The organism is Aeromonas sp. 75A, from assembly GCF_051919425.1.
In the GTDB taxonomy this organism is placed as follows: Bacteria; Pseudomonadota; Gammaproteobacteria; order Enterobacterales; family Aeromonadaceae; genus Aeromonas; species Aeromonas veronii.
The window spans coordinates 2,891,392-2,912,500 of sequence record NZ_JBQBES010000002.1 but is presented as its reverse complement, the minus strand read 5'-3'; the positions used below and the strand labels follow the sequence as shown (position 1 = coordinate 2,912,500).

Sequence of the window (21,109 nt, the reverse complement as noted above, 5' to 3'; positions counted from 1 at the left end):
GCTTAACGCACGCTGCGCAGCAGGAAGTCCGGCTGACCGCAGGAGCGGCGCTCGCGCTTTTGCATCTCGGCGGAACAGGTGACCGCATCCGTCCCCTCTTGATTGACGCAGATGTAGATCTCCCGCAGGAAGCGGCCACCATCGGCGCAGGCCACCGTGATGTTGTCGGGGGCCAGCCACTGGTTGGCGCTCGCCAGATCGGCCTTGAGCTGGAAGCTGGTTTTGCGCAGCGGCTCTTCCGGGGATTGATAGGCCGCCGGGATCTTCACCTTCTGGCGCAGATCGCTAGCCAGCTGATGGAAGGCCTGCTGGCTCAAGCCGGAGCAGGTACCGTGCTTCTCCCACTCATGGCGATAGAGGAAACGGCTGGGGTAGAGGTCGGCAAACTCGCTCTCCATATCGGGATCTAGCCGTTCGCGGGTGCAGTTGCTGGGGTAACCGCGATCGTACTGGGGCCAAAGACCGTGCAGCACAAACCCCAGCTTGCGGGAACACTGGTCCCGATCGGCCGGTTTGACGGCACAATGCTCGGGCGACCAGGAGAGCGCCATGGCGTAATAGTCAAACGCCCCCGCCTCCCCTTTGGCCTGCACGGCCGAGGAGAGCAACAAACCTCCCGCCAACAGGGCAATCATCTTCTTCATCTTTATATGTCCACCTAACGCGACTCGGGATAACAGCCATGCTCCCATATTCTGGCGACCGGAAACAGCCATGCCGAAACGGCATACAACAAGGGTCAGACCAGTCAGGGGTTTCACCAGAGGGCGAGCAGGGGTAAGCTGACCGACCGGTAGGCTCCTCGTCCACCACCAGATAATCCCTCTTGGCAACCACAGGATGTAACATGATCCGCAAGAATCCCTCCGGCCATCTGCCTGTCATCGACGAATCCGCCTATATCGACAAGACCGCCATCATCTGCGGCAAGGTGATCATCAAAGAGAATGTCTTTGTCGGCCCCTATGCGGTGATCCGCGCCGACGAAGTGGATGCCAACGGCGAGATGGAACCCATCGTCATCGGCGCCAACTCCAATATTCAGGATGGCGTGGTGATCCACTCCAAATCCGGTGCCGCCGTCACCATCGGCGAGTACACCTCCATCGCCCACCGCTCCATCGTCCACGGGCCATGCGAAGTGGGAAACCGCGTCTTTATCGGCTTCAACAGCGTGCTGTTCAACTGCCATATCGGTGACGGTGCCGTGGTACGTCACAACTCGGTGATCGATGGCTGCGATCTGCCGCCGGAGTTCTACGTCCCCTCCACCACCCGCATCAACCAGCAGAGCGATCTGACCCATATCCCGCGGGTCTCGGTAGATGCCGCCGAGTTCTCCGAGGACGTGGCCCATACCAATATCGATCTGGTCAAAGGGTACAAAGCGCTCTCCAACGAGTTCTGATCCCTCGATTTCCCGCGGGTTTCGGTAGATGCCGCCGAATTCTCCGAGGACGTGGCCCACACCAATATCGATCTGGTCAAAGGGTACAAGGCGCTCTCCAACGAGTTCTGATCCCTTTCTTTTATTACCAGAGAACAAAACGGGCGCCAAAGCGCCCGTTTTTCATCTGACTATCTATGAAGGCTAGATGGCCCTGACGCAGGTGGCGGCATGAGCCTCGTCTGCCAGATCCCACAACAGGTCGCCGGTGCTCAGGTCGAGCAGCGGCAGCTCACCATCATCATTGGCAGTCGCATCGCTGCTCCAGTAGCGGTTGTAGAGCGGCCACCCCTGCTGCTGAAGCAACTGATCCGTCGCGCCATCCTTGTTGTAAGCGGCAAACAGCACCTCCAGCTCGGCCCGGGTCGGCAGACGCCAGTCATCGTGGCCGCTCGCCACCAGCTGCTGGCAGTAATCCCGCGCCCGCGCTTGACCCATGGTCACATACTCCAGCGGGAAGGGATTGTAGTCACCATCGCTGTCACTGCTCACACCGTCATAGGAGATGGACAGACGATCCGCCTCGTCCCTGGTCAGCTGGCAGACAAAGGCAAGCTTGCTCGCCACCAGCTCGGGTTGACGACAGCCCCGGGCAAAATCGGGCTGGGCATCCACCACCTGCACCGTCACGGTCAACGTGTGACGAGCCGTGGTCGCCACCAGTCGTGCCGTACCGACCGCCACACCGCGCACCTCGCCCTGCGGACTCACGGTAGCGAACTCCGGCTGTTCGCTGCGCCACTCAACAGGCGCATCGAGCGGGCCGAGAGAGCCATCGCTCAGTTGCCACTGCAGTTGCAGAGGAAGCGTCCGCCCCACTTCCAGCTGAGGCTGGGCAGGCAGCACGGCCAAGCTGGTGATCACAGCGCCCACCGGAGCCGGGTCATCCGCCTCACTCACCCCCAGCTCGGCAACAGTGGCCGGGGTGCGGCGCGGCTCGGCCGAGGCACTGCGCAAAAACTCGCCGATGGCATCCAGCTCGTCATTGCTGAGGCCAAGAGCATGCAGGTGATCGGAGGCTTTGGGGAAGAAGGGATCATATTGATCCGCACCGGTCGGGAAGCCGACCCCGCTGCTCCACTTGGTCACGCCAAAGTTGTACATGGCTACCACCCCCTGCACCGAGCCGCCGATACGTTGGGCCAGGATCGGGAAGATGCCGTTGTGCATATAGGGGCCGGTAAAGGCGACGTCCCGCAAGCTGGGGGTCTTGAAGCGACCGATATCTGCCTTGTTGCGGGTCTGCAGGAAGCGCCCGCGATCTTCCAGCTTGCCACGACCGTAATAGGTGAGCCCCACACTCTCGAACCCGTGCTGACTCAGCAGCGGGCCGGAGTGGCAGTTCATGCAGCGGCCATCGGTGCGGTAGAGGTGCATCCCCCACAGCGCTTTGTCACTGAGTGCCTGACTATCCCCTTTGACGAAGCGCTCAAAATCGCTGTCTCGGCTGATGATGGTGCGCTCGAAGGTAGCGATCGCCTTGGCGATCCGCTCCAGCGTGATCCCCTGATCGCCAAAGGCGGTGGCAAAAGCAGCCTGATAGTCGGGGCTGGCCTGCAAACGGGCCAGCAGCTCGTCATGACTCAGCGCCATTTCGATGGGGTTCTGGATCGGGTGAAGCGACTGCTCCTCCAGCGTGGCGACCCGCCCATCCCAGAATTGGGTCGAGCTGAAGGCGCTGTTGAGGATGGAAGGAGCGTTACGATTGCCCTTCTGGCCCAGATGACCGACCGACACGCTCAGGCCGTCGCTCCACCCCTTTTGCGGATCGTGGCAACTGGCACAGCTGATGTCCCGCCCCTTGGAAAGCTGCTTGTCGAAAAAGAGCTGCTGACCCAGCACCACCTTGGCCCGGCTATAGGGGTTGTCGGCCGGGAAGGGAACCGCCGGCAGCGGCCCCAGCTCCTGCCATTCCACCCCTTCATCCACCCGGGCGGCAGGCCATTGGGCCGATGAACCGCTATATTGGGCGCGCAGAACCGCCATGTCCGGCTTGCTGCTGTCGCGCACCACGGAGGGGCGCACCGGATAGGGTGCCAGCGCATACCAGAGCAGACTGCCTTCTCCCTCATCCAGCCAGGTTCGGGTCGCCAGTTGATAGAGACGGGGTTGACCCGCACCATCCTGCAGCCAGATCTGGGCGGGCAGGCCAACAGCAAAGGTATTGGGATAGCGCCATGCCGACTTGTCACTGCTCAGCAGCCGTTCGAACTCGGTGAGGGTCGGCAGGCGCCAGTCGCTGCGGCCGCAAGCGGTCAGCCCCGCAGCCAGTTGTGGCTGGCTGGCAACCTTCAACACACTGGTGTCACTGCCATACAGCCAGTACTGGCTGCCCTTGACCCCGCCGACTGGGCGCACATCGTGCAGGCACTGCCAGGGGCCACGCACCACCAGCAGCCCCTGCTCATCGAGACGCAGCAGCTCCGCTGTCTCCGGCTCGTCCGGCTGGCTGGGGTTGGCGGGATAGAGCTGGGTGCGGGCGGACTGGATCTGGGCACTGTTGCTGCGCTGATACCAGCTGCGCGCCTGCTTGTCATCGCGCAGGGCCAACAGCATCTGCCAGCTGTCGGCATAGTCGAGCACGGCGCCCGGCTGGCGCTGGGCCAGCAGGAAGGCTGCGTAATCCTGAATAACAGCCTGTTGTTGCAGGCGGATCTCCTCTGCCCTGCCCCACTCGGCCTGATTGAGGGAACCATCCCCGCTCTGATCCGCCAGCAGGAAGAGCGCCGTCTCCTCCTCGTTCAACCCCAGCCGCGGCACGCTGTTGCGGCGCGCCAGAGTGATCCCGGCCGAGAGATCCGCCACCCGCACCGATACCGCGCGCAGCAGATAGCCCTCGTCGCTACCGAGCAGCTCCAGCGGCTGATCCAGTTGCAGACCTGCTGGCAAAGTGATGCTGACAAGCTGGCCCGGTTCGATGGCCTGCTGCACGCGGATCCCGGTGGCGACCTGTCTCACCTCAAGCTGTGCTCCCGCCCCCAACCGATCGGCCACATTGACCTCAATGGTCAGAGGAACCCGGGTATGGGTTTCCGGCGGTACTATTGGCGAAGTGATGGGCGGCTCGGTCGGCTTGACGACCGGCGGGGTCACCTCGGGTGAGGGGGTCACCGACGTATTGCTGTGATTGTCATTGCATGCGGTCAGAGCCAGCAGGCTGAGCAGTAAAAGGCTGGTTTTCATTCGGTATGGTTGAGTGGTCAGACAAGTGCGCGATTATCTAACCAAATACCAATCATTATCAATTGCATTCAATTAATATGCTTTTTGACAACAACTTCTTATCAGCACGCCTTACCTCCCAATGAGAGAGGGCAGCCTCTTTGGCTGCCCTCTCTTGCTTCAAACCCGCTTGTCGAAAGCCCGACAATCTTCAGGAGCACTTCTTCAGGCTGATATGCCAGTTGGCGCCGGATTGCACCTGATGCTTGGCGGCGAAGCTGTCCATGTTCAGCGCCACCGACACCTGCAGCAGGCTGTTGAGGTAGACCAGCGGCTGACCTTCCGGCACATCGCCGAAGCTGCTGACGTAAGGGGCCTTGCCGTCATATTTGACCACATCCCCTTCGCGGATCTTGATGCAGGCGTTATCCCCCTTGTTGATCCCCGCCTTGGTCAGCAGGGCATCGTCGATATTGGTCCAGACGTTGCCGTACTGCACATCGAGGATCGGGATGGTGCCCTTGAGGGTGCCATCCTTCTCGGCGACCGCAGGCTGATAGGGGATCTTCACCACTTCGGCGGGCAGCAGCGGGCCGACCTGCTCATAGCTGATGGCGCCGGAGGCGAGCCGTGCGCCGGTATAGGCGTACACATCGCGGCCATGGAAGGTGTAGGACTTCTCGGAGCCCTTGAGGCGGTTGAGCTTCTCGTCAATCTGGCGTACCGCCTCGATGCCGAAGTGTTCGGCCACCAGGGTCAGGGTGCCGTTGTCCGGGGTCACGATGTAGTGGCCGCTCCTGGTCTTGAGGACCACTGACTTGCGCTCGGTGCCGACACCGGGATCAACCACGCTGACAAACACTGTGCCCTTGGGCCAATACTGCAGGGTCTGGTAGAGGCGGTAGGAGGCTTCCCAAATGTTGTAAGCCGGGATCTCGTGGGTCAGGTCATAGAGCGGCAGGGTACGATCCACCCCGAAGGCAACCCCCTTCATGGCCGACACGGCGCCATCTTTGAGGCCGAAATCGGTCTGGATCACCAGCGCTTCGTTGGCGGCGGCGATGCCGCTTGCCAGCATGAGGGCGAGCGCAATGGCGCGGGGAGCGGTACGAATATCCATATCTGAACTCCTGAATCATCTGAGGATAACGAAACGGCGACAGCCATTTAGACATCCAGACTGCCACCAATGGATTTTTTTGCAAGGGGTTTGCAACAAAGTGAGGGACGACTCGCAGAAATTGTGCTCGCCAAACGTCGGCGGCGGGGGTATCAAAGGCAGAACAGAAAAACGTTTACAATACAGGAGCTCAGCACCATGACACAACCCGTACCGGAGATGATGACCCTGCTGCTGGAGATTGGTGAACAGAGCAGTCAGCTCTGGCTGAGCCAGCCAGATGCGGCCCCGTCACACTACCCGCTGGCCTTTGGCACCCACGCCATCCAGCCCGGACCGTTTCGCCACGCGCCACCCACCCCGCTCGAACTGGAGCGGGCCATCATGGTGGTGGAAGATGAGCTGATGCGCATCGCCCCACAGATCCCGCCCGGCTTGCAGCTGACCCTGCGCAGCCAGCCGTCGCTGGCCGAAGTGCTGGGGGACAACCAGCTCGACCGGGATCTGGTGGAGCAAGCCTTTGGCCAGCTGGCCGCGATGGCGGAAGGGGATCCTCTCGCCGCCAACCAGCTACCCCGTGACGAGTACTTTGCCGCCGTGCTGCTGATCGTCAGGGAGTGGCTGCACCATCTGGCCAGCGAGAGCGTGCTGATCGTGGAGTAGGGATAAATAAGTGGTGAGGGCTTCAGCTTCTGGCAAGGTTTGTCGGTGGATCCTGTCGGGATTTCCTTCGCGTATACTTTGCCCGTATGGCGCCCGCGCCCCTATCGGTACTCTAACCAGACACCTATGACCTTATTTTCAGGTAACCTCCCAGCCTTGCGCTGGCCACCGGCGTTTGCTCGCCAGTTCATCGTCAAAGTGGCCGGATTGGCCCTGCTCGCCCTGACCGGGCTGGGCACTGTCTTCTACTACACCTATCTCACTATCCAGCACGACATGGATCTCATCACCGCCAGACAGAAGAACGTGTTCGAGGTCTTCTACCAGCGAGCCAAGATCCTCAAGGTGGAGAACATCACCAGCTATCTGGCACAGCACCATCTGCTCGATCAGCCACCGCCCCCGAATAGCGTCGGCAGCGACTATCTCTACGGGTATGACCTCAAAAGCAAATACCGCTTTGCCGATATTCCGCTGCAATACCCGGCAGCCAATATCCTCAACACCTTCCGCTATGCCCTCTCCTATCCGGAGGTGATCAACATCTACACCATCTGGAATGACTACCGGCTGATCGGCATGGTGGCCGACAACAATGTGCTGCCCACCAGACTGGCGCCGATCAAGGTGGATCTGATGACACTGCCCGCCTGGTATCACTACTTCGGTTGCGCCAGCTTTGCCCCCGGACGACCCTTGTGCAGCGCCGATGAAGCCTTTGTCTCCGATATCGAAATCGACAGCTTCAGCATGCGCAACACCATAGTGATGTACTTCCCCTTCATTCATCAGTCGGGGCGCGGCGGTTACAAATACGGGCTGCTCGGTATCGATATCGCCGTCGATGAAGCATTTAACGATGTGCTGCGCCCCTTCGACACCATCAACCCGACCCGCACCAACATATCGTTTGAAGCCGCCGAGCCCTGCCGCCCGAGGCATCTCTGCCTGAGCAAACCCTTTATGCGCACCAAGGCGGGGGATGATCTCTATCTGAAGTGGTCCTACAGCTGGTTCGATTTCGTCAAGCTGGCCCTGCAAAGTGCAGCCTTCAAGGTCTATCTCATCGTGCTGTTGCTGGGCATGGTGGCCTGGAAGCAGATCTACCTGCGGCTGCGCACCCTGGCGCACACCGACCACCTGACCCGACTGCCACGCAGGGATGTGCTCTGCCAGAGTCTGCTCCACGAGCACGACTACCTGATGATCCTCGATATCGACAACTTCAAATCGATCAACGACACCTATGGCCATGGCGTCGGGGATCTGGCACTGGTCGCCTTTGCCCGCCATCTCAGAAGCAATATCCGCAAGGTGGACAGCGCCATCCGTTGGGGCGGCGAGGAGTTTATCGTGCTGTTCAAGGGGATGGAGGATGACGAGATGATGATCCACTCCGCTGGCCGCCTGCTGGATCGCCCATTGGGGATCCCCGAGCTGCCCACCCCCATCACCTTCTCCGCCGGGGTGATCCGCATTCGCGACTACCTCACCGTCACCGAGGCAGTGCATCTCGCCGATGAGCTGCTCTATCACGTCAAACAGCACGGCAAGCACAACATCGCCTGCTACGAGGGCAAAAAGATCCGGCTGATCCGCCCGTTGCCGGACGACGCAGAGGCATAGCCGCCTTCTGCCGCTCCCCCAGCTTCTGTTACCATCGCGGCCACGATCACTCACTGCATCGTGGCCGCAGGCCGCGATAACCCCGACTGGTGCCCCTATGTCCACAGCCTCCTTTGCCAAACTGGCCCTCTCCCCCCGCTTGCAGCAGACCCTGAGCGAACTGGGCTATACCGCACCGACCCCCATTCAGGCTCGTGCCATCCCCGTCATTCTGGCGGGACGGGATCTGATGGCAGGCGCCCAGACCGGCACCGGCAAGACCGCCGCCTTTGTGCTGCCGCTGCTGGAGCAGTTGCTACAACAGCCACAAGCAGAGCCCCGCCCGATCCGCGCGCTGGTGCTGGTGCCGACCCGCGAGCTGGCGGTGCAGGTCGCCGAGAGCGTGGCGCGCTACGGTCAGGGCACCGGCCTCACCAGCACGCAGGTCTATGGCGGGGTGAGCATCGCGGCGCAGGTCGAGGCGCTTCAAGCCGGGCTGGATATCCTGATCGCCACCCCGGGCCGCCTGCTCGACCATCTGCGTCAGGGGGCCTTGAGCCTGGATAGCCTGCGCCATCTGGTGTTTGACGAGGCGGATCGCATGCTCGACATGGGCTTTATGGACGAGATCAAGGCGCTGCTCAAACAGATCCCGGCGGATCGCCAGACCCTGCTCTTCTCCGCCACCTGCGACGACAACCTGTTTGCCCTCTGCAAGGTACTGCTGCGCGACCCCGAGCTGATTGAGGTGGCGCCGCGCAACACCACGGCGGCTGAGGTGGAGCAGCGGGTCTACACGGTGGACAGCGATCGCAAGCTGGCGCTGGTCGAACACATGCTGAAAGTGAAAGGGTGGGCACCGGCACTTATCTTCAGCCGCACCCGCCAAGGTGCTGACAAGCTGGCCCAGCAGCTTGGCAAATCGGACATCAATGCGCTGGCCTTCCACGGCGATCTGTCGCAAAGCGCACGGGAGAAGGTGCTGCTGGAGTTTCGCGCCGGCACCCTGCAAGCGCTGGTCGCCACCGACGTGGCGGCCCGCGGCCTCGATATCACGGATCTCAACTATGTGATTAACCTCGAGTTCCCGTTTGTGGCAGAGGATTACGTCCACCGTATCGGTCGCACCGGCCGCGCCGGCAACAAGGGGCTCGCCATTACCCTGTTCAGCCCGGAAGATGCGCCGCTGCTGGAGAAGGTGGAAGCGGTACTCGACACTCGTTTGCCCCAGCAGTGGTTCCCGGGCTTTGAGCCGGATCTCACCCGCTTTGAGCCCGAGCCGCGCCGCAACAGCAAGGCGGCCCAGAAGCAGCGCGCCAGAAAGCAGGCGCTCGCTGGCAACAAGGGTGGCAAGGGCAAGCGTTAAACCTCCCCTGCACCGCCAATAAAAAAACGCCCGCACGGGCGTTTTTTGTTATCTGACAGGGGCCAGCTCTTGGCGAGTAACCCCCTAACGGGTCGCCAGCACCAGTGGCAGGGATCGCAAGATCTGCCGCTCCGCCAGGGTCGAGAGAATAAACATCACCATATAACCGAGGCCCAGCGCCACGATAATCGCCACCACGTTGGCGGTGAACTCGGCCACCAGATAGTAGGCGGCGACCAGCGCCACTATGCCCGCCAACCGGATCAGCAGGCTCTGGGTAAAGTGACCGTGAGCCTTGATATAGGCGAGCTGATAGCCGTTGAGCATCATAAAGATAAAGAAGATGGAGAAGTGGAACAGCACAGGCACCGCCCCCACGTAGTCAGCGGGGAAGAACAGCAACACCAGCGGCTTGCCCGCCAGCAGCATCAAACCAAAGAACGCCAGACTGACGATGGCGGAGAGGCGGAAGATCCAGCGGCGAATAAGCCTTATCTGGCGATGATCGCCGTTGCGCAGATTGACCGCCAGCTCAGGCAGCACAAAGCGGTAGATGGGGAAGACAAACAGGGTGGTCATGTAGGTGAAGATGGGACGCACCACCACCTGAAAATCCCCCAGCTCGTCGATGCTGAAGTGGCGGATGGTGAGCAGCACAGTGATGTAAATCATCAGGATGCTGGCCCCCGCCTCCAGCGAGGCGGTAAAGCTCTTCTTCACATAGCTCACCATCTCGGGGCCGAGCGCCACCTTGGCCAGCGGCTTGGTGGCGATGGCCCGGCGGCGCGAAACATACATAGAACCGGCGATGGCGAGCGACGAGAAAGTCAGCCCGTAGAAGAGCGAAGGGAGCGCATCCATCCCCAGCCCGAAATAACAGGCCATAAACAGCAGGCCATTGGCCAGCGGCTCCAGCCAGGTGACCCGGTTGGAGAGCGCATACATCCGGTACATGGCCACCAGGTTGGTGAAGTAGACCTTGAGCCCCAGCCCGAAGATGACCCCCACCAGTTGCAGATACTCCACCCGGATATGGAGCCCGTGCTTGATATAGGGGATCACCGCCCCCCAGGTGAGCAGCACGATGCCGATGAGGAAGTAGCGGAAGATATTGATGATGTCCCGATCGTTCTTGGTCTGGGAGTAGCTCACCACCATGGAGGAGCGAAAACCTGTCATCAGGATAAAAGAGAGGGAGATCAAATCCACCACGCTGTTGAACAGCGCCAGCTCTCCCTTGGCGACCCACTGCGCCAGCCACACCTTGAAGGCGAAGCCGATAACGATGCTGACCAGCGAGGCCCACATCCCGGTGATAAAGGCCTGCTTGAGGCGCGCGAGAGAGGCGTATTGCATAACGAAAATGGATAACTTTCAGGGAAAAGAGAGAGGGCCATCTTATGAAAGCCTCCCTCCCTTGAACAGCGTTAATGCCACGCACTCACAGCCACCAAAAAAGCCGCCAATGCAAAACACCCGCTTATTTCCTGAAAGCGGGCGTTTTGTGGTGCGCCGTTATGGCTGCTGATTGCTGCAATGGCAAGGCTTGCAGGCTGTCTGTCGCGCAACCCTTATGACTGCGGCGCCGCCTTGATCAACTCTTCATAGTGATCAATCAGCTCGGGGCCGTGCAGCGGCGAGTCGTGACCACCAATCACCGTCTTGAGCGGCAGCTTCATCGCTTTCAGCCGCTCAAGTGTCTGCGGATAGGCCTTCACATCGGCAAAGCTCAGGTTGCCCAGCTTCTCCTTGAGGATGCAGTTGCCATAGAGCACCTGCTCGTCGGGGAAGTAGACAAAGATGCCGTCCGGCGTATGGGCCGGGCCCGCGTAGAAGGCGCGCACCTTGCCCTCTTGCAGGGTGAAGTCGCCATCGTGCACCACGTTTGGCAGCACCAGCGGCAGATCCGGGTACTCCGGCAGCCCCTTGCGGGTAAAGGCGACAATCTCGGCCCAGTCGCTCTTCATCAGATCCCGGGTCTGGCGCGTCGCCACCACCTTGGCCCCGATGGACTTCCAGTAGGCGTTACCACCCGCCCGATCGGTGTGGTAGTTGGTGTTGATCACCTCCAGCACCGGCTTGCTGCTGACCCGTTTGATCAGCTTGTGCAGCTCGCGGGCGGTATCCGGCGTCCAGGTCGCCCCCACCACAGTCACCCCCTTGGCCCCGAAATAGACCATGGAGTTCTCTTTGACGTAGTAGTTGTCCTCCACCACATAGACAGGGCCGCTCACCTGTTTGAGTTCGATCCCCGCCGCCCGCACGCTGCCACCCCAGAAACTCGCCATCAGCACCACGGCTCCGGCCAACCCGCACTTCATCCAACCTTTCATCATCTTGCTCCCTCGAACCAACCGCCCCCTCGCCACCCCTGTGGCAAGCCGGGCCTTTTAAGCAGTGGGCAGAAGATACGGGGGATTTGTGAGGGGAAAATGAGGTTGTGTGAAGTCTGAGTGAAGTCAGGGAAAAACAGCAGCGACCTCCAATTCGCGAACGTCCGAATACGCTTCGCTATTCGAACCTACGGCCCTATTCGAACCTAAACATCTAATGAAATAGGTACAAATTTACCATATCATTATTTAAAGTTAGGGAAAACATACTCTACGAGTTTGTAGAGTAATTATCAAATTTTGATAAAGGGCTATAGCATGGGTAGTTATGCAGACATTAAAATAAATGGACATATTCTAGTTGAATGGAAGAATACTTATGACGAATGGTATTTCACTAAATCAGATCGAGCTCGGGAAATAGCGCAAGCTGATGAAGAACGTGACTTTATTGGATATCGAGCTCCTGTATCAACAATTCGACGACGTCTTCAACTTGCTGGATATGACCGAAAATCCCTTGAACACGATTTCAATGAAACTCGTGAGCTTTGGATAAAGGAGATGAAAGAAAGTTTAGATTATTACAGCTAGGTAGCAGCAATTCATAATGAACAATATGATGTACATATGGCCAGTGTCATACCTAAAAAAATAGAAGTATTACGAAGTACGACTCTTGAACAATGGATTAAACATTTCCCAGAAGCCTTAGATAAAACTGATTTATCATTTGATAATTTTGACGATGAAGTTGATGTGAACATTCCCAATAAACCATTGCTATCTTTCATGCTTTCACCGCTGCATGGCATTCCTAATCACTATCATCATGGATTTTCAGGGGCAATATTCCCATGCATGCAAATGGAATCTTATGCAATCCTTTTACTTGATATGTGTAAAGACGATGATTTGTGTGAACTGGATATAACCGACATAGTAAATGGTGGGTGGGTCGATGATTTTGATGATATAGAACAAGTACAGTCTGGTGAGACGACATTTTTTAAAATTTTTAAAAAATCAATAGATGAAATTCAATCTATTGAACTTAACAAAGCTACACCTGTATTACAAAGAATGATTTTCTCTAGTGTGATAACAGCTATGGAGGCATATCTTACTGATACAATGAAACGCCATGTTCTAAACAGACATGCAATAAAACGTAGATTTGTTGAATCTTATCACTCATTTAAAAACCTTGAGATAAAAGGAAATGACATTTTCAAGTACCTTGACGAACTAGACAGAAAGATACTTTTTTATCTTGACCGTCAAATATCTTTCCATGATATAAAAAACATAAAACACCTTTTTGAGAAAGTCCTTGACTGCAAAATACCTGATGACAAGCTAAAACTATTGGGTCTTACTCCCAAACTAGACATGATATTGTTCATCGCAATGGGAAAAGTCGACATGGCGATAATGTATATATCTCACAAGAGGATATCACCAATTTGATAGGCGTCATTTACGAGTTTGTTGTCGATATAGATAAACAGATTATTGATGGTCTTTTAGATAGTTGCAGTGAGCATAACTGACCAAATATAGCTTTAACTTCCATGTAGGCATTCGATTAATTGAATCTAATATCTAAAATAAAAACCACCCGCATTGCGAGTGGTTTTTTTATTATCACTAGACACATGGGTTATTTAGCCTCAGTAACCAATCACCCCAACGGCGGCGTCTGTGGCGGCACCATACGCTTGCTGCCGGTGGACTCAACGCCGAACTCCTCTCACACACGCCAGTGCAGGCCAACCCCAAACTAAAATAGTGCAACCATGGCTAATAAACTGCGTTTTCACTGACGGGTATGATGCAGGCCAGATGTATCGCTTGTTAGTGAGATAAGGAACCAAGGTCATGGCTATTCATGGAGCTACCCCGGTGATGTTGAAGGCTATCGACAGCCTGCAGCCGCCAGCGTCAATCCCGGCAGCAATCAGAAGCTTGCCCTTCATCTGGGTGAAGGCAAGGAGTACACCATTCATATCGGCAAGAGTGGGGATGTCTCCGTACAACGGGACCTGGCCCATTTAAGCACGCTGGGCCGCATCAAAAATGCGGTGGTCGATTTCTTTAGCCGCGCCACCACCAAGGGGGAGAGTGCGCTCACCACCCGGGCCACTCAAATTCAGTCCGAGGTGCAGCGGCAGCTGACCGAACTTGGCCAAACCAAGAAGATTGTGCAGCAAGCCTTTAATCAGCCCGTCAGCGAGTTCAAGAACGAGGCCCAATATCTGAAGCCGGGTAGCGACCCCAAGACAGCGACCATGGCCGATATCACAGATGCCAACAAGAAGCGCCTCGGTCTGGAGACGCTGGATAAGGACTCCCTGAGCTTTGTCCAGCAGCACTTCTCCAGCTTTATCAACGGTAAAGATGCCATCTTCAGCATGCTGAGCAGTCGGGTGATCGAGCGGACGTTCGCCCTGCACGAGTCACTCTCGGGTGAGGCACTCAGTTCGGCGTTGAATACGCTGGGCCATGAATCGGAGGCGTTCAACGCCAAGGTCAATGCCGAATTCAATCGCAGCTTCGTCCAGCTGTTTGAGCAAAGAGCCAACGCCGAGCTGGACGCCCTGACCAAGGCAAACACCCGCGCCAACAAGACCTCACCGCTGGTCGAAGAGCGCACTGGCTCATCGGACGGGGAGAACGTCGCCGCCAAGATGAAGAAAAGCGTGCGCTTTAACGACAATCCGGTGAGCGATGTCCGGATGTTCGAGCTGGAAGAGGGCCGAGCACTCAATATCAAGGTGTAACCCTTGCCATAAATATGGATGACGGCCCGGCCCGCTCGGTGGCGGGCCGTCTCTTTATGATCTTGCCCTGCCCCTTCGAAGACGACAGGGCAACCGGACTGGAGTGTTGTGTTGGATATCTATCAGAAAATCGTGGCCGAGCTGTCGGTCGAACCGCTGGCCTTCGATGAAAACGGCGTCTGCACGTTCGAGATCCAGCGAACAGCAGAGGAAGCGAGCGCCCCCTTTGTGGTCAATATCGTGGCTCAGCCCGACGAAATGGCGCTGGTGCTCTCGGTGACCACGGCGAGCGATCTTCCCGAGCGCCTGTCTCGCGAATTGTTCCTGCGTTTTGGCGAGCATGCCCTCGCCCCCTTGCGTCATGGCTACGGAGTCGGCATCTATCCCGGCACCGAGCGGGTATCGTTTTTCTCCCGGATAGCGCTGGGGAGCTATCGTCCGCAGCAGATCAGGGAGAGCCTCGCCGATCTGCTGGAGAAGGCGCACGAGTGGGAGGCCAGCTTGTCCCAGGATGAGCAGACCCCGCCTGTGACAAAAAGCGAAATGGGTGCGGGCCAGAACATCCGGGTGTGATGGCCAAAGCCGGAACATGGACGAAAAAAAGAGGGGGGCATGATGCCTCCCTCTCTCTTTGGGCCTGACCTAACAACAATCAGGCCAGCTGTAGCGATCAAGCCAACGGTGGCGTGCGTGGCGGCACCATACGCTTGCTGCCGGTGGACTCGAAGGCCGAGGCAAAGCGCAGCAGGTTGTTATCGTCATAGGCGCGACCGGCGAAGGTCAGGCCCACCGGCATACCGATATCGGCCATCACACCCATGGGGACGGTGACGGTCGGCACGCCGAGGTGGCGAATGGCGAGGTTGCCGTTGGCAACCCAGATGCCGTTGCTCCAGGCGATATCGGCGGAGGCCGGATTCACATCCGCATCAGCCGGGGCGACGTCGGCAACGGTCGGGAACAGCACGGCGTCGAGCTTAAGCCCGTCCATCCAGTCCTCCAGGTCCAGCTTGCGAGTCTTCTCCAGACCGCGCAGGCCGTCCGGCACTGTGGGGATCTCGTCAAAGCGCTTGATGCCGCGCTTGGCCATATTGACGTACTCGTCCATGCCCGCCGCCAGATCGCCCTCGCGATTCGGCAGGGTGCCCGGATCGTGGGGGAAGATCTTCGGCCCATCGACATCGGCCAGCTTGTTGAGCTTGGGATCACCGTTGGCGCGCAGGAAGTCGTCGAACGCCCAGCCGGAGAGCTCCCACAGCTCGTCGTTGAGAAACTCCGGGCTCACGATGCCGCGATTGAACACGGTCGGCGCGCCGGGTCGATCCCCTTCGCAGTTGGATACCAGCGGGAAGTCCACTTCGATGACTTCGGCGCCAGCGGCCTCCAGCGCCTGACGGGCCTGCTCCCACAGCGCAATCACGGTCTCGCGGGTATGGATGCGCTGACCGGTCGGGCCGCCGATACCGGGATTTTCGCTGGTGCCGGCCAGTTCATCCTTGTTGATAAACATGCGCGGCACGCCGAGGCGCTTGCCCTTGAGGGCATCGGCCTTGGAAGCCAGATCCAGATAGGAGGCCGGACGCACCTCGGAGGCCTTGGGCAGCTGTACCCAGGGCTGCAGACGCCACAGATCGCCACGGGTGTCGGCATCGTCGGCGACCACTACATCGAGCACTTCCAGCAGATCGTTCATGGTGCGGGCATAAGGCACCACCACATCCATGGTCGGAGTCAGCGGCCAGTTGCCGCGCACCGAGATGACGCCACGGGACGGGGTGTAGGCACACAGGCCGTTGTTGGAAGCCGGGCCACGGCCGCTCGACCAGGTCTCTTCGGCCAAACCAAAGGCGGAGAAGCTGGCAGCGGTGGCAGTACCGGCACCGTTGGAGGAGCCGGAGGCAAACGGCGCGGTCAGGTAGTCGGCGTTGTAGGGGCTCTCGGCACGGCCATAGACGCCGCGCTGCATGCCGCCATTGGCCATCGGCGGCATATTGGTTTTGCCAAGGCAGATGGCACCGGCGGCGCGCAGCCGCTCAACGGTAAAGGCATCGCGCTGGGCCACCAGATCCTTGAAGGCCGGGCTGCCGGAAGCGGCGGTCAGCCCCTTGACCAGATAGCTGTCTTTGGCGGTGTAGGGGATGCCGTCGAGCGGGCTCAGGGTCTCGCCACGGGCACGGCGGGCATCGGAAGCCTCGGCTTCTTTCAGCGCATCGGGATTGGCGACCACCACGGCATTGAGTTTGGTGGCAGTCTCGGGGCCGTTATAGGCCTCGATACGGGCCAGATAGGCCTTGACCAGTTCGACCGCAGTAGTGCGGCCTGATTCGAGCGCGGCACGCAGCTCGGCAATGGAAACCTCGGTCACTTCGATCATTTAGGATCTCCTGTAAAAGGGTGACTGTTTGTCATGATGATCGCCGCATCAGCGCCTGCGACCATCACACCATCAAGAGATAAAACCCCACTGAGTGGGGTTTTGAATACTCACCGGAACCGGTTCTTATTTGCCGGAAGGGATCTGCTGGGTAATGCAGTGAATATTGCCACCGCCCAGCAGGATCTCGCGAGCCGGCACGCCGACCACGGTGTGATCGGGGAAGATCTCTTCCAGAATGCGCTGGGCTTCGCCATCGGTGGCGGCATCCAGCAGCGGATAGACGATGCGATCGTTGGTGATGAGGAAGTTCACATAGGAACCGGCCAGACGGCCTTCTGCCTCGCGCGGCACACCGGTACCACTCTCGACACCGGCAGACTCCTCTTCGGTGCAGAACAGCGGGCCCGGCTGGGGCAGCTTCCACACTTTCAGCTTGCGCCCCTTGGCATCGACTGCCGCTTCCAGCACCTTGAGGGCGGCCACGGAGCGGGCGTACTGGGGATCGTTCTGATCATCAGTCCAGTGCAGCGCAACTTCACCCGGACGCACGAAGCAGCACATGTTGTCGATGTGGCCGTCGGTTTCGTCCATATAGACGCCTTCGTCCAGCCAGATAAAGCTGGTGACGCCGAGATAGTCGCGCAGGTGAGCTTCGATCTGCGCTTTGGTCAGGTGCGGGTTGCGGTTTTCGTTGAGCAGGCACTCGGCGGTGGTCAGGCAGGTGCCTTCGCCATCGACATGGATGGAGCCCCCTTCCAGAATCAGCGGCGCGTCGTAGCGAGCCATGCCGTGCTGGGCCAGCATCTGGGCAGCGACCTCTTCATCCTGATTCCACGGGTAGTAGAGACCGCCCTTGTGACCGCCCCAGGCGTTGAAGCCCCAGTCCACCCCACGGCACTCGCCGGCAGCGTTGGTGACGATGGTCGGGCCGGTATCGCGAGCCCAGCAGTCATCGCTGTTCATCTCGACCAGAGTTACGTGGGCGGGCATGATGGCGCGGGCCTGCTCCATAAACCGGGCTGGCACCCCCATAAAGACCGGGGTGGCGCCACCGATGGCATCGGCCACCTTGGCGAAGGTCTCTTGCGCGAAGCGACCGGCTACGCGCCAGTTGTCCGGGCGAAACGGCCAGATCATCCAGACGGCCTGCTGGTGTGCCCACTCGGCGGGCATGGTGAAGCCGTCGGCGGCCGGCGTGGAGTTAATGGTCTTGATGCTCATCGCAAGGCTCCTTGCATGGATTGAGGCCCCCGTTTACGCCCGATGCGGCGCGGGAACCCGGAAAAATAAGAGTGGGTCGCAGATTAAGACGTTGCGCCCCCATCCATCAAATGAATAGGATGGATTGTCCCATAAACACGGCGAATAATCCCCCCCATGAAATTGCATCAGCTCGACCTCAATCTGCTGCTCGCTTTTGACGCCCTGATGACGCAAGGCAGCGTCACCCGCGCCGCCGAAGCGCTCTTTATCAGCCAGCCCGCCATGAGCCACTCCCTTAACCGGCTGCGCACCTTTCTCGGCGACCCGCTTTTGGTGCGCACCCCGCAGGGGATGCTGCCGACCCCGCGCGCCCAGCGGCTGCATCTCGGGGTGCAGCAGGCGCTGCGGCTGCTGGAGCAGCAGCTCACCGAGGAAGAAGAGTTCGAGCCGAGCCAGTCGAAGCGGCGCTTCGTGCTCTGCACCACAGATTACGTAGAGTGCGTGCTGATCCCGCCGCTGATCAAGCGGCTCAGACGGCTGGCGCCCGGGGTCACCATCGAGATCCGCATCCTGCGCGACACTCTGCCCGAAGCCGAGCTGGCGAGCGGCGAGATCGATCTGGTGCTGGGCTTTGACGAGTACATGCAGGTGCCGGGGTATCTGGGCAAAGAGACCTGGCTCACCGAGCCGCTGGCCGGGCTGGTGCGTGCCGATCTGCCGATTGCCAAATCGGCCCCCGCCGGCGCCGAGGATGACCCCTCCCAGTGGCAGGAGCGCATCACCCTGCCGCAGCTCATAGCCATGCCCCATGTGTTCCACTCGCCCCTTGGCACCTCGGAGGCGAGCCTAGACCGCTATCTGAAGAGTCAGGGCTTTAGCCGCACCATCTCGGTCAACAGCCAGAGTTACATGTCCGCCGCCGCCATCGTCAGCCAGAGCGATCACCTTTTGGTGCTGCCCAGCATGGTGGCCGAGCTGCTCGCCACCCATTGGCCGCTGAAAAGCCTGCCGCTGCCCGAAGACGTACCGGATTATCATCTCAACTGCGTCTGGCACCCCGTGCACGCGCAGCAACCGGCGCTGGTATGGCTAAAAGATTTGATGAAGGAGCTGGTAGGGCCGAGGTGAGGCCGCAGCGTCTGGCAACAAAGGTTGATGGAAAAGCCCGGCAAGGGCTGAGACCAGAAACAACAGTGGCTCCCGAGGGCGCCACTGTTGTTTCTGCAGTATCGCGTTACGCCCGCAAGGCCCGCATCAGCTGGGCGACTACGTCGTCGAGCAGGGGGCGATCGGGGCGGCACTGGGCGAAAGTGACCAGCCCTTGCAGGTTGATCAGCAGCAGGGCAGTGAGGGTGTGGATATTGCTATCCGGGGCCAGTTCACCCTTGGCCTGCGCCTGTGTCAGCAACTCGGCCAGATCCTGCTCCAGCTCGCCATAGATCCCCTTGACCCGCTGGGTCAGCTCCTCATCCTGCTCGCTCAGCTCCATCATGGTGCGGGTCACCAGACAGGAGCCGCAGAGCGCCTCCCCCACAATCCGGTCGAGATAGGCAGCAAGGCCCGCCAGCGGGCTCGGGTTGTCGAGCAATGAGCGGCGCAGGGTGCGTTTACCCTCGACATAGTGATCCACCGCCGCCAGCAGCAGGCCGCGCTTGTTGCCAAAAGCGCCGTAGATGCTGCCCGGATGGAGGCCGGTGGCGGCCACCAGCTCCTGCATGGTGGTCTTGGCATATCCCTTGGTGCGAAACGCTTCCATGGCATTTCGCAGTACCTCGTCCCGATCAAACTCGGCTATGCGCATGGTTCCTCCCGTGGGAAATGGTTCACCGGCAAGGGGCAACAGGGCCCGCCGATAAAGAGTGGCTGGAAAAGGCGGCAAGTTTACCCCAGCCGCCCGCTCGGGCCAACCTTCTTGAACGCGCATTCAAAAAAAGCTTGCACCAGACGCAAAAAACGTCTTGAATGCACGTTCAAGAATAACCCGTTCAGGACAACCTATCATGAATACCCTGTTTCAGCCGTATCGACTCAATGACACTCTGACCCTGGCCAACCGTTTCATGATGGCCCCGCTCACCCGCTGCATGGCAGGCCCAGATCTGGTGCCGACCGAGCAGATGGCTGCCTATTACGGCCGCCGCGCCGACATCGGCCTGATTGTTTCCGAGGCCGTCATCATCCGCCCCGACGCGCAGGGCTACCCCAATACCCCGGGCCTCTTCACCCAGGCGCAGATCGATGGCTGGAAAAAAGTGACCAGCGCCGTGCACGCCAAAGGCGGCAAGATCTTCGCCCAACTGTGGCACGTCGGCCGCCTCTCCCACCCCTTCTTCCATCAGGCTGAAGTGCTGGCCCCTTCTGCCGTGGCGCACGAGGGCACTGTGCCCCGCATGCGCGAGCTGACCTATCAGGTGCCGCGCGCCCTGACCGAGGCGGAAATCGCCCAGCTGGTGCAGGATTACGCCCAAGCCGGTGCCAACGCCATCGAGGCGGGCTTTGACGGGGTAGAGATCCACGGTGCCAACGGCTACCTGATCGACCAGTTCCTGCACCACTCCACCAACCTGCGCAGCGACAACTACGGTGGCAGCCCGGAAAAGATGAGCCGCTTCGCGCTGGAAGTGGTCGATGCCATCAGCGCACGTATCGGTGGTGATCGGGTTGGTATTCGCCTCTCCCCGGGTGCCTATGTCCATCTGGCGGGCAGCCCGGAAGATCGCGCCGTGTTCGACTATCTGCTGGGCAAGCTCAACGATCGCCCGCTGGCCTATATCCACCTCGGCATCTTCGATGACAACCTCACCTTCGATTATCTGGGTGGCCGCGCCTCCGACTATCTGCGCGCCCACTACAATGGCAATCTGGTCGGGGTAGGCAACTACGACGCCGAGCGCGCCGCTGCGGCCATCGAGGCTAACCGCTTCGATCTGGTGGCCATCGGCCGCCCCCTTATCGCCAACCCGGACTATCTCGCCAAGGTGAAGAAGGGTGAAGCGCTGGTGCCCTACACCGACACCATGCTGGCCGAGCTGGTCTAACCGCATCGGTAT

General features: G+C 59.4%; 16 protein-coding genes and 1 pseudogene. 9 read left to right on the top strand and 8 right to left on the bottom strand.

Annotated features, from left to right (window positions below):
- Positions 1–2: 2 nt before the first annotated feature.
- The gene (locus tag ACTG2T_RS13720; RefSeq protein WP_330125376.1) at positions 3–644 is read right to left on the bottom strand and encodes a ribonuclease T2 family protein; all 642 of its coding nucleotides are present in this window, start codon (positions 642–644) and stop codon (positions 3–5) included.
- A gap of 203 nt (positions 645–847) precedes the next feature.
- Here ACTG2T_RS13720 and ACTG2T_RS13715 point away from each other — a divergent pair, with 203 nt between their 5' ends.
- Positions 848–1,408, top strand: a complete 561-nt coding sequence (locus ACTG2T_RS13715; protein ID WP_005343397.1) for a gamma carbonic anhydrase family protein — start codon at positions 848–850, stop codon at positions 1,406–1,408.
- 183 nt (positions 1,409–1,591) lie between these two features.
- Here ACTG2T_RS13715 and ACTG2T_RS13710 read toward each other — a convergent pair whose 3' ends face one another.
- Together ACTG2T_RS13710 and ACTG2T_RS13705 are read right to left on the bottom strand one after the other, a co-directional pair.
- Complete coding sequence (locus ACTG2T_RS13710) at positions 1,592–4,630, bottom strand: cytochrome c peroxidase (protein ID WP_330125375.1); 3,039 nt, start codon at positions 4,628–4,630, stop codon at positions 1,592–1,594.
- A gap of 190 nt (positions 4,631–4,820) precedes the next feature.
- Positions 4,821–5,729 carry an SAM hydrolase/SAM-dependent halogenase family protein gene (locus ACTG2T_RS13705; RefSeq protein ID WP_019446189.1) on the bottom strand — a complete coding sequence of 303 codons (909 nt, stop codon included), beginning with the start codon at positions 5,727–5,729 and terminating at the stop codon, positions 4,821–4,823.
- 198 nt (positions 5,730–5,927) lie between these two features.
- On the opposite strand from ACTG2T_RS13705, the gene ACTG2T_RS13700 reads away from it, so the two are divergent.
- The 3 genes from ACTG2T_RS13700 to ACTG2T_RS13690 all read left to right on the top strand — a co-directional run bounded on the left by ACTG2T_RS13700 (position 5,928) and on the right by ACTG2T_RS13690 (position 9,363).
- Positions 5,928–6,392, top strand: a complete 465-nt coding sequence (locus tag ACTG2T_RS13700; RefSeq protein WP_106844343.1) for a hypothetical protein — start codon at positions 5,928–5,930, stop codon at positions 6,390–6,392.
- A 156-nt stretch (positions 6,393–6,548) separates the two neighbouring features.
- Entirely contained in the window at positions 6,549–8,018 is a 1,470-nt protein-coding gene (locus tag ACTG2T_RS13695; RefSeq protein WP_164537903.1) for a GGDEF domain-containing protein, read from the top strand.
- A gap of 97 nt (positions 8,019–8,115) precedes the next feature.
- Positions 8,116–9,363 (top strand): DEAD/DEAH box helicase, encoded by a 1,248-nt coding sequence (locus ACTG2T_RS13690; protein ID WP_330125374.1) that lies wholly within the window; start codon positions 8,116–8,118, stop codon positions 9,361–9,363.
- An 84-nt stretch (positions 9,364–9,447) separates the two neighbouring features.
- On the opposite strand, the gene ACTG2T_RS13685 is transcribed toward ACTG2T_RS13690, so the two are convergent.
- Together ACTG2T_RS13685 and cphA are read right to left on the bottom strand one after the other, a co-directional pair.
- Positions 9,448–10,719, bottom strand: coding sequence for a hypothetical protein (locus ACTG2T_RS13685; RefSeq protein WP_330125373.1), 1,272 nt, complete (start codon positions 10,717–10,719; stop codon positions 9,448–9,450).
- Between the two features lie 215 nt (positions 10,720–10,934).
- Positions 10,935–11,699 (bottom strand): CphA family subclass B2 metallo-beta-lactamase, encoded by a 765-nt coding sequence (cphA, locus tag ACTG2T_RS13680; RefSeq protein WP_330125372.1) that lies wholly within the window; start codon positions 11,697–11,699, stop codon positions 10,935–10,937.
- Positions 11,700–12,014: 315 nt separating this feature from the next.
- Between cphA and ACTG2T_RS13675 the strand changes: the two are divergent.
- From ACTG2T_RS13675 to ACTG2T_RS13665, 3 genes and pseudogenes are all read left to right on the top strand, one after another.
- Positions 12,015–13,166 (top strand): annotated as a pseudogene (locus tag ACTG2T_RS13675) (HEPN/Toprim-associated domain-containing protein).
- A gap of 614 nt (positions 13,167–13,780) precedes the next feature.
- Entirely contained in the window at positions 13,781–14,479 is a 699-nt protein-coding gene (locus ACTG2T_RS13670) for a hypothetical protein (RefSeq protein WP_439973793.1), read from the top strand.
- A 108-nt stretch (positions 14,480–14,587) separates the two neighbouring features.
- Positions 14,588–15,052 (top strand): CesT family type III secretion system chaperone, encoded by a 465-nt coding sequence (locus tag ACTG2T_RS13665; protein ID WP_439973792.1) that lies wholly within the window; start codon positions 14,588–14,590, stop codon positions 15,050–15,052.
- Positions 15,053–15,149: 97 nt separating this feature from the next.
- Here ACTG2T_RS13665 and ACTG2T_RS13660 read toward each other — a convergent pair whose 3' ends face one another.
- Entirely contained in the window at positions 15,150–16,853 is a 1,704-nt protein-coding gene (locus ACTG2T_RS13660; RefSeq protein ID WP_330125369.1) for an amidase, read from the bottom strand.
- A gap of 126 nt (positions 16,854–16,979) precedes the next feature.
- Positions 16,980–18,077 carry an agmatine deiminase gene (gene aguA, locus ACTG2T_RS13655; protein ID WP_330125368.1) on the bottom strand — a complete coding sequence of 366 codons (1,098 nt, stop codon included), beginning with the start codon at positions 18,075–18,077 and terminating at the stop codon, positions 16,980–16,982.
- Between the two features lie 156 nt (positions 18,078–18,233).
- On the opposite strand from aguA, the gene ACTG2T_RS13650 reads away from it, so the two are divergent.
- Positions 18,234–19,187: a LysR family transcriptional regulator gene (locus ACTG2T_RS13650; protein ID WP_330125367.1), complete on the top strand. Its 954-nt coding sequence runs from the start codon at positions 18,234–18,236 to the stop codon at positions 19,185–19,187.
- A 106-nt stretch (positions 19,188–19,293) separates the two neighbouring features.
- Here the strand turns inward: ACTG2T_RS13650 and ACTG2T_RS13645 are convergent, their stop codons facing one another.
- A complete protein-coding gene (locus ACTG2T_RS13645) occupies positions 19,294–19,860 on the bottom strand; it encodes a TetR/AcrR family transcriptional regulator (RefSeq protein ID WP_330125366.1) in 567 nt (188 codons plus the stop codon).
- 199 nt (positions 19,861–20,059) lie between these two features.
- Here ACTG2T_RS13645 and ACTG2T_RS13640 point away from each other — a divergent pair, with 199 nt between their 5' ends.
- Complete coding sequence (locus ACTG2T_RS13640) at positions 20,060–21,097, top strand: alkene reductase (protein WP_330125365.1); 1,038 nt, start codon at positions 20,060–20,062, stop codon at positions 21,095–21,097.
- The last annotated feature ends 12 nt before the right edge of the window (positions 21,098–21,109 follow it).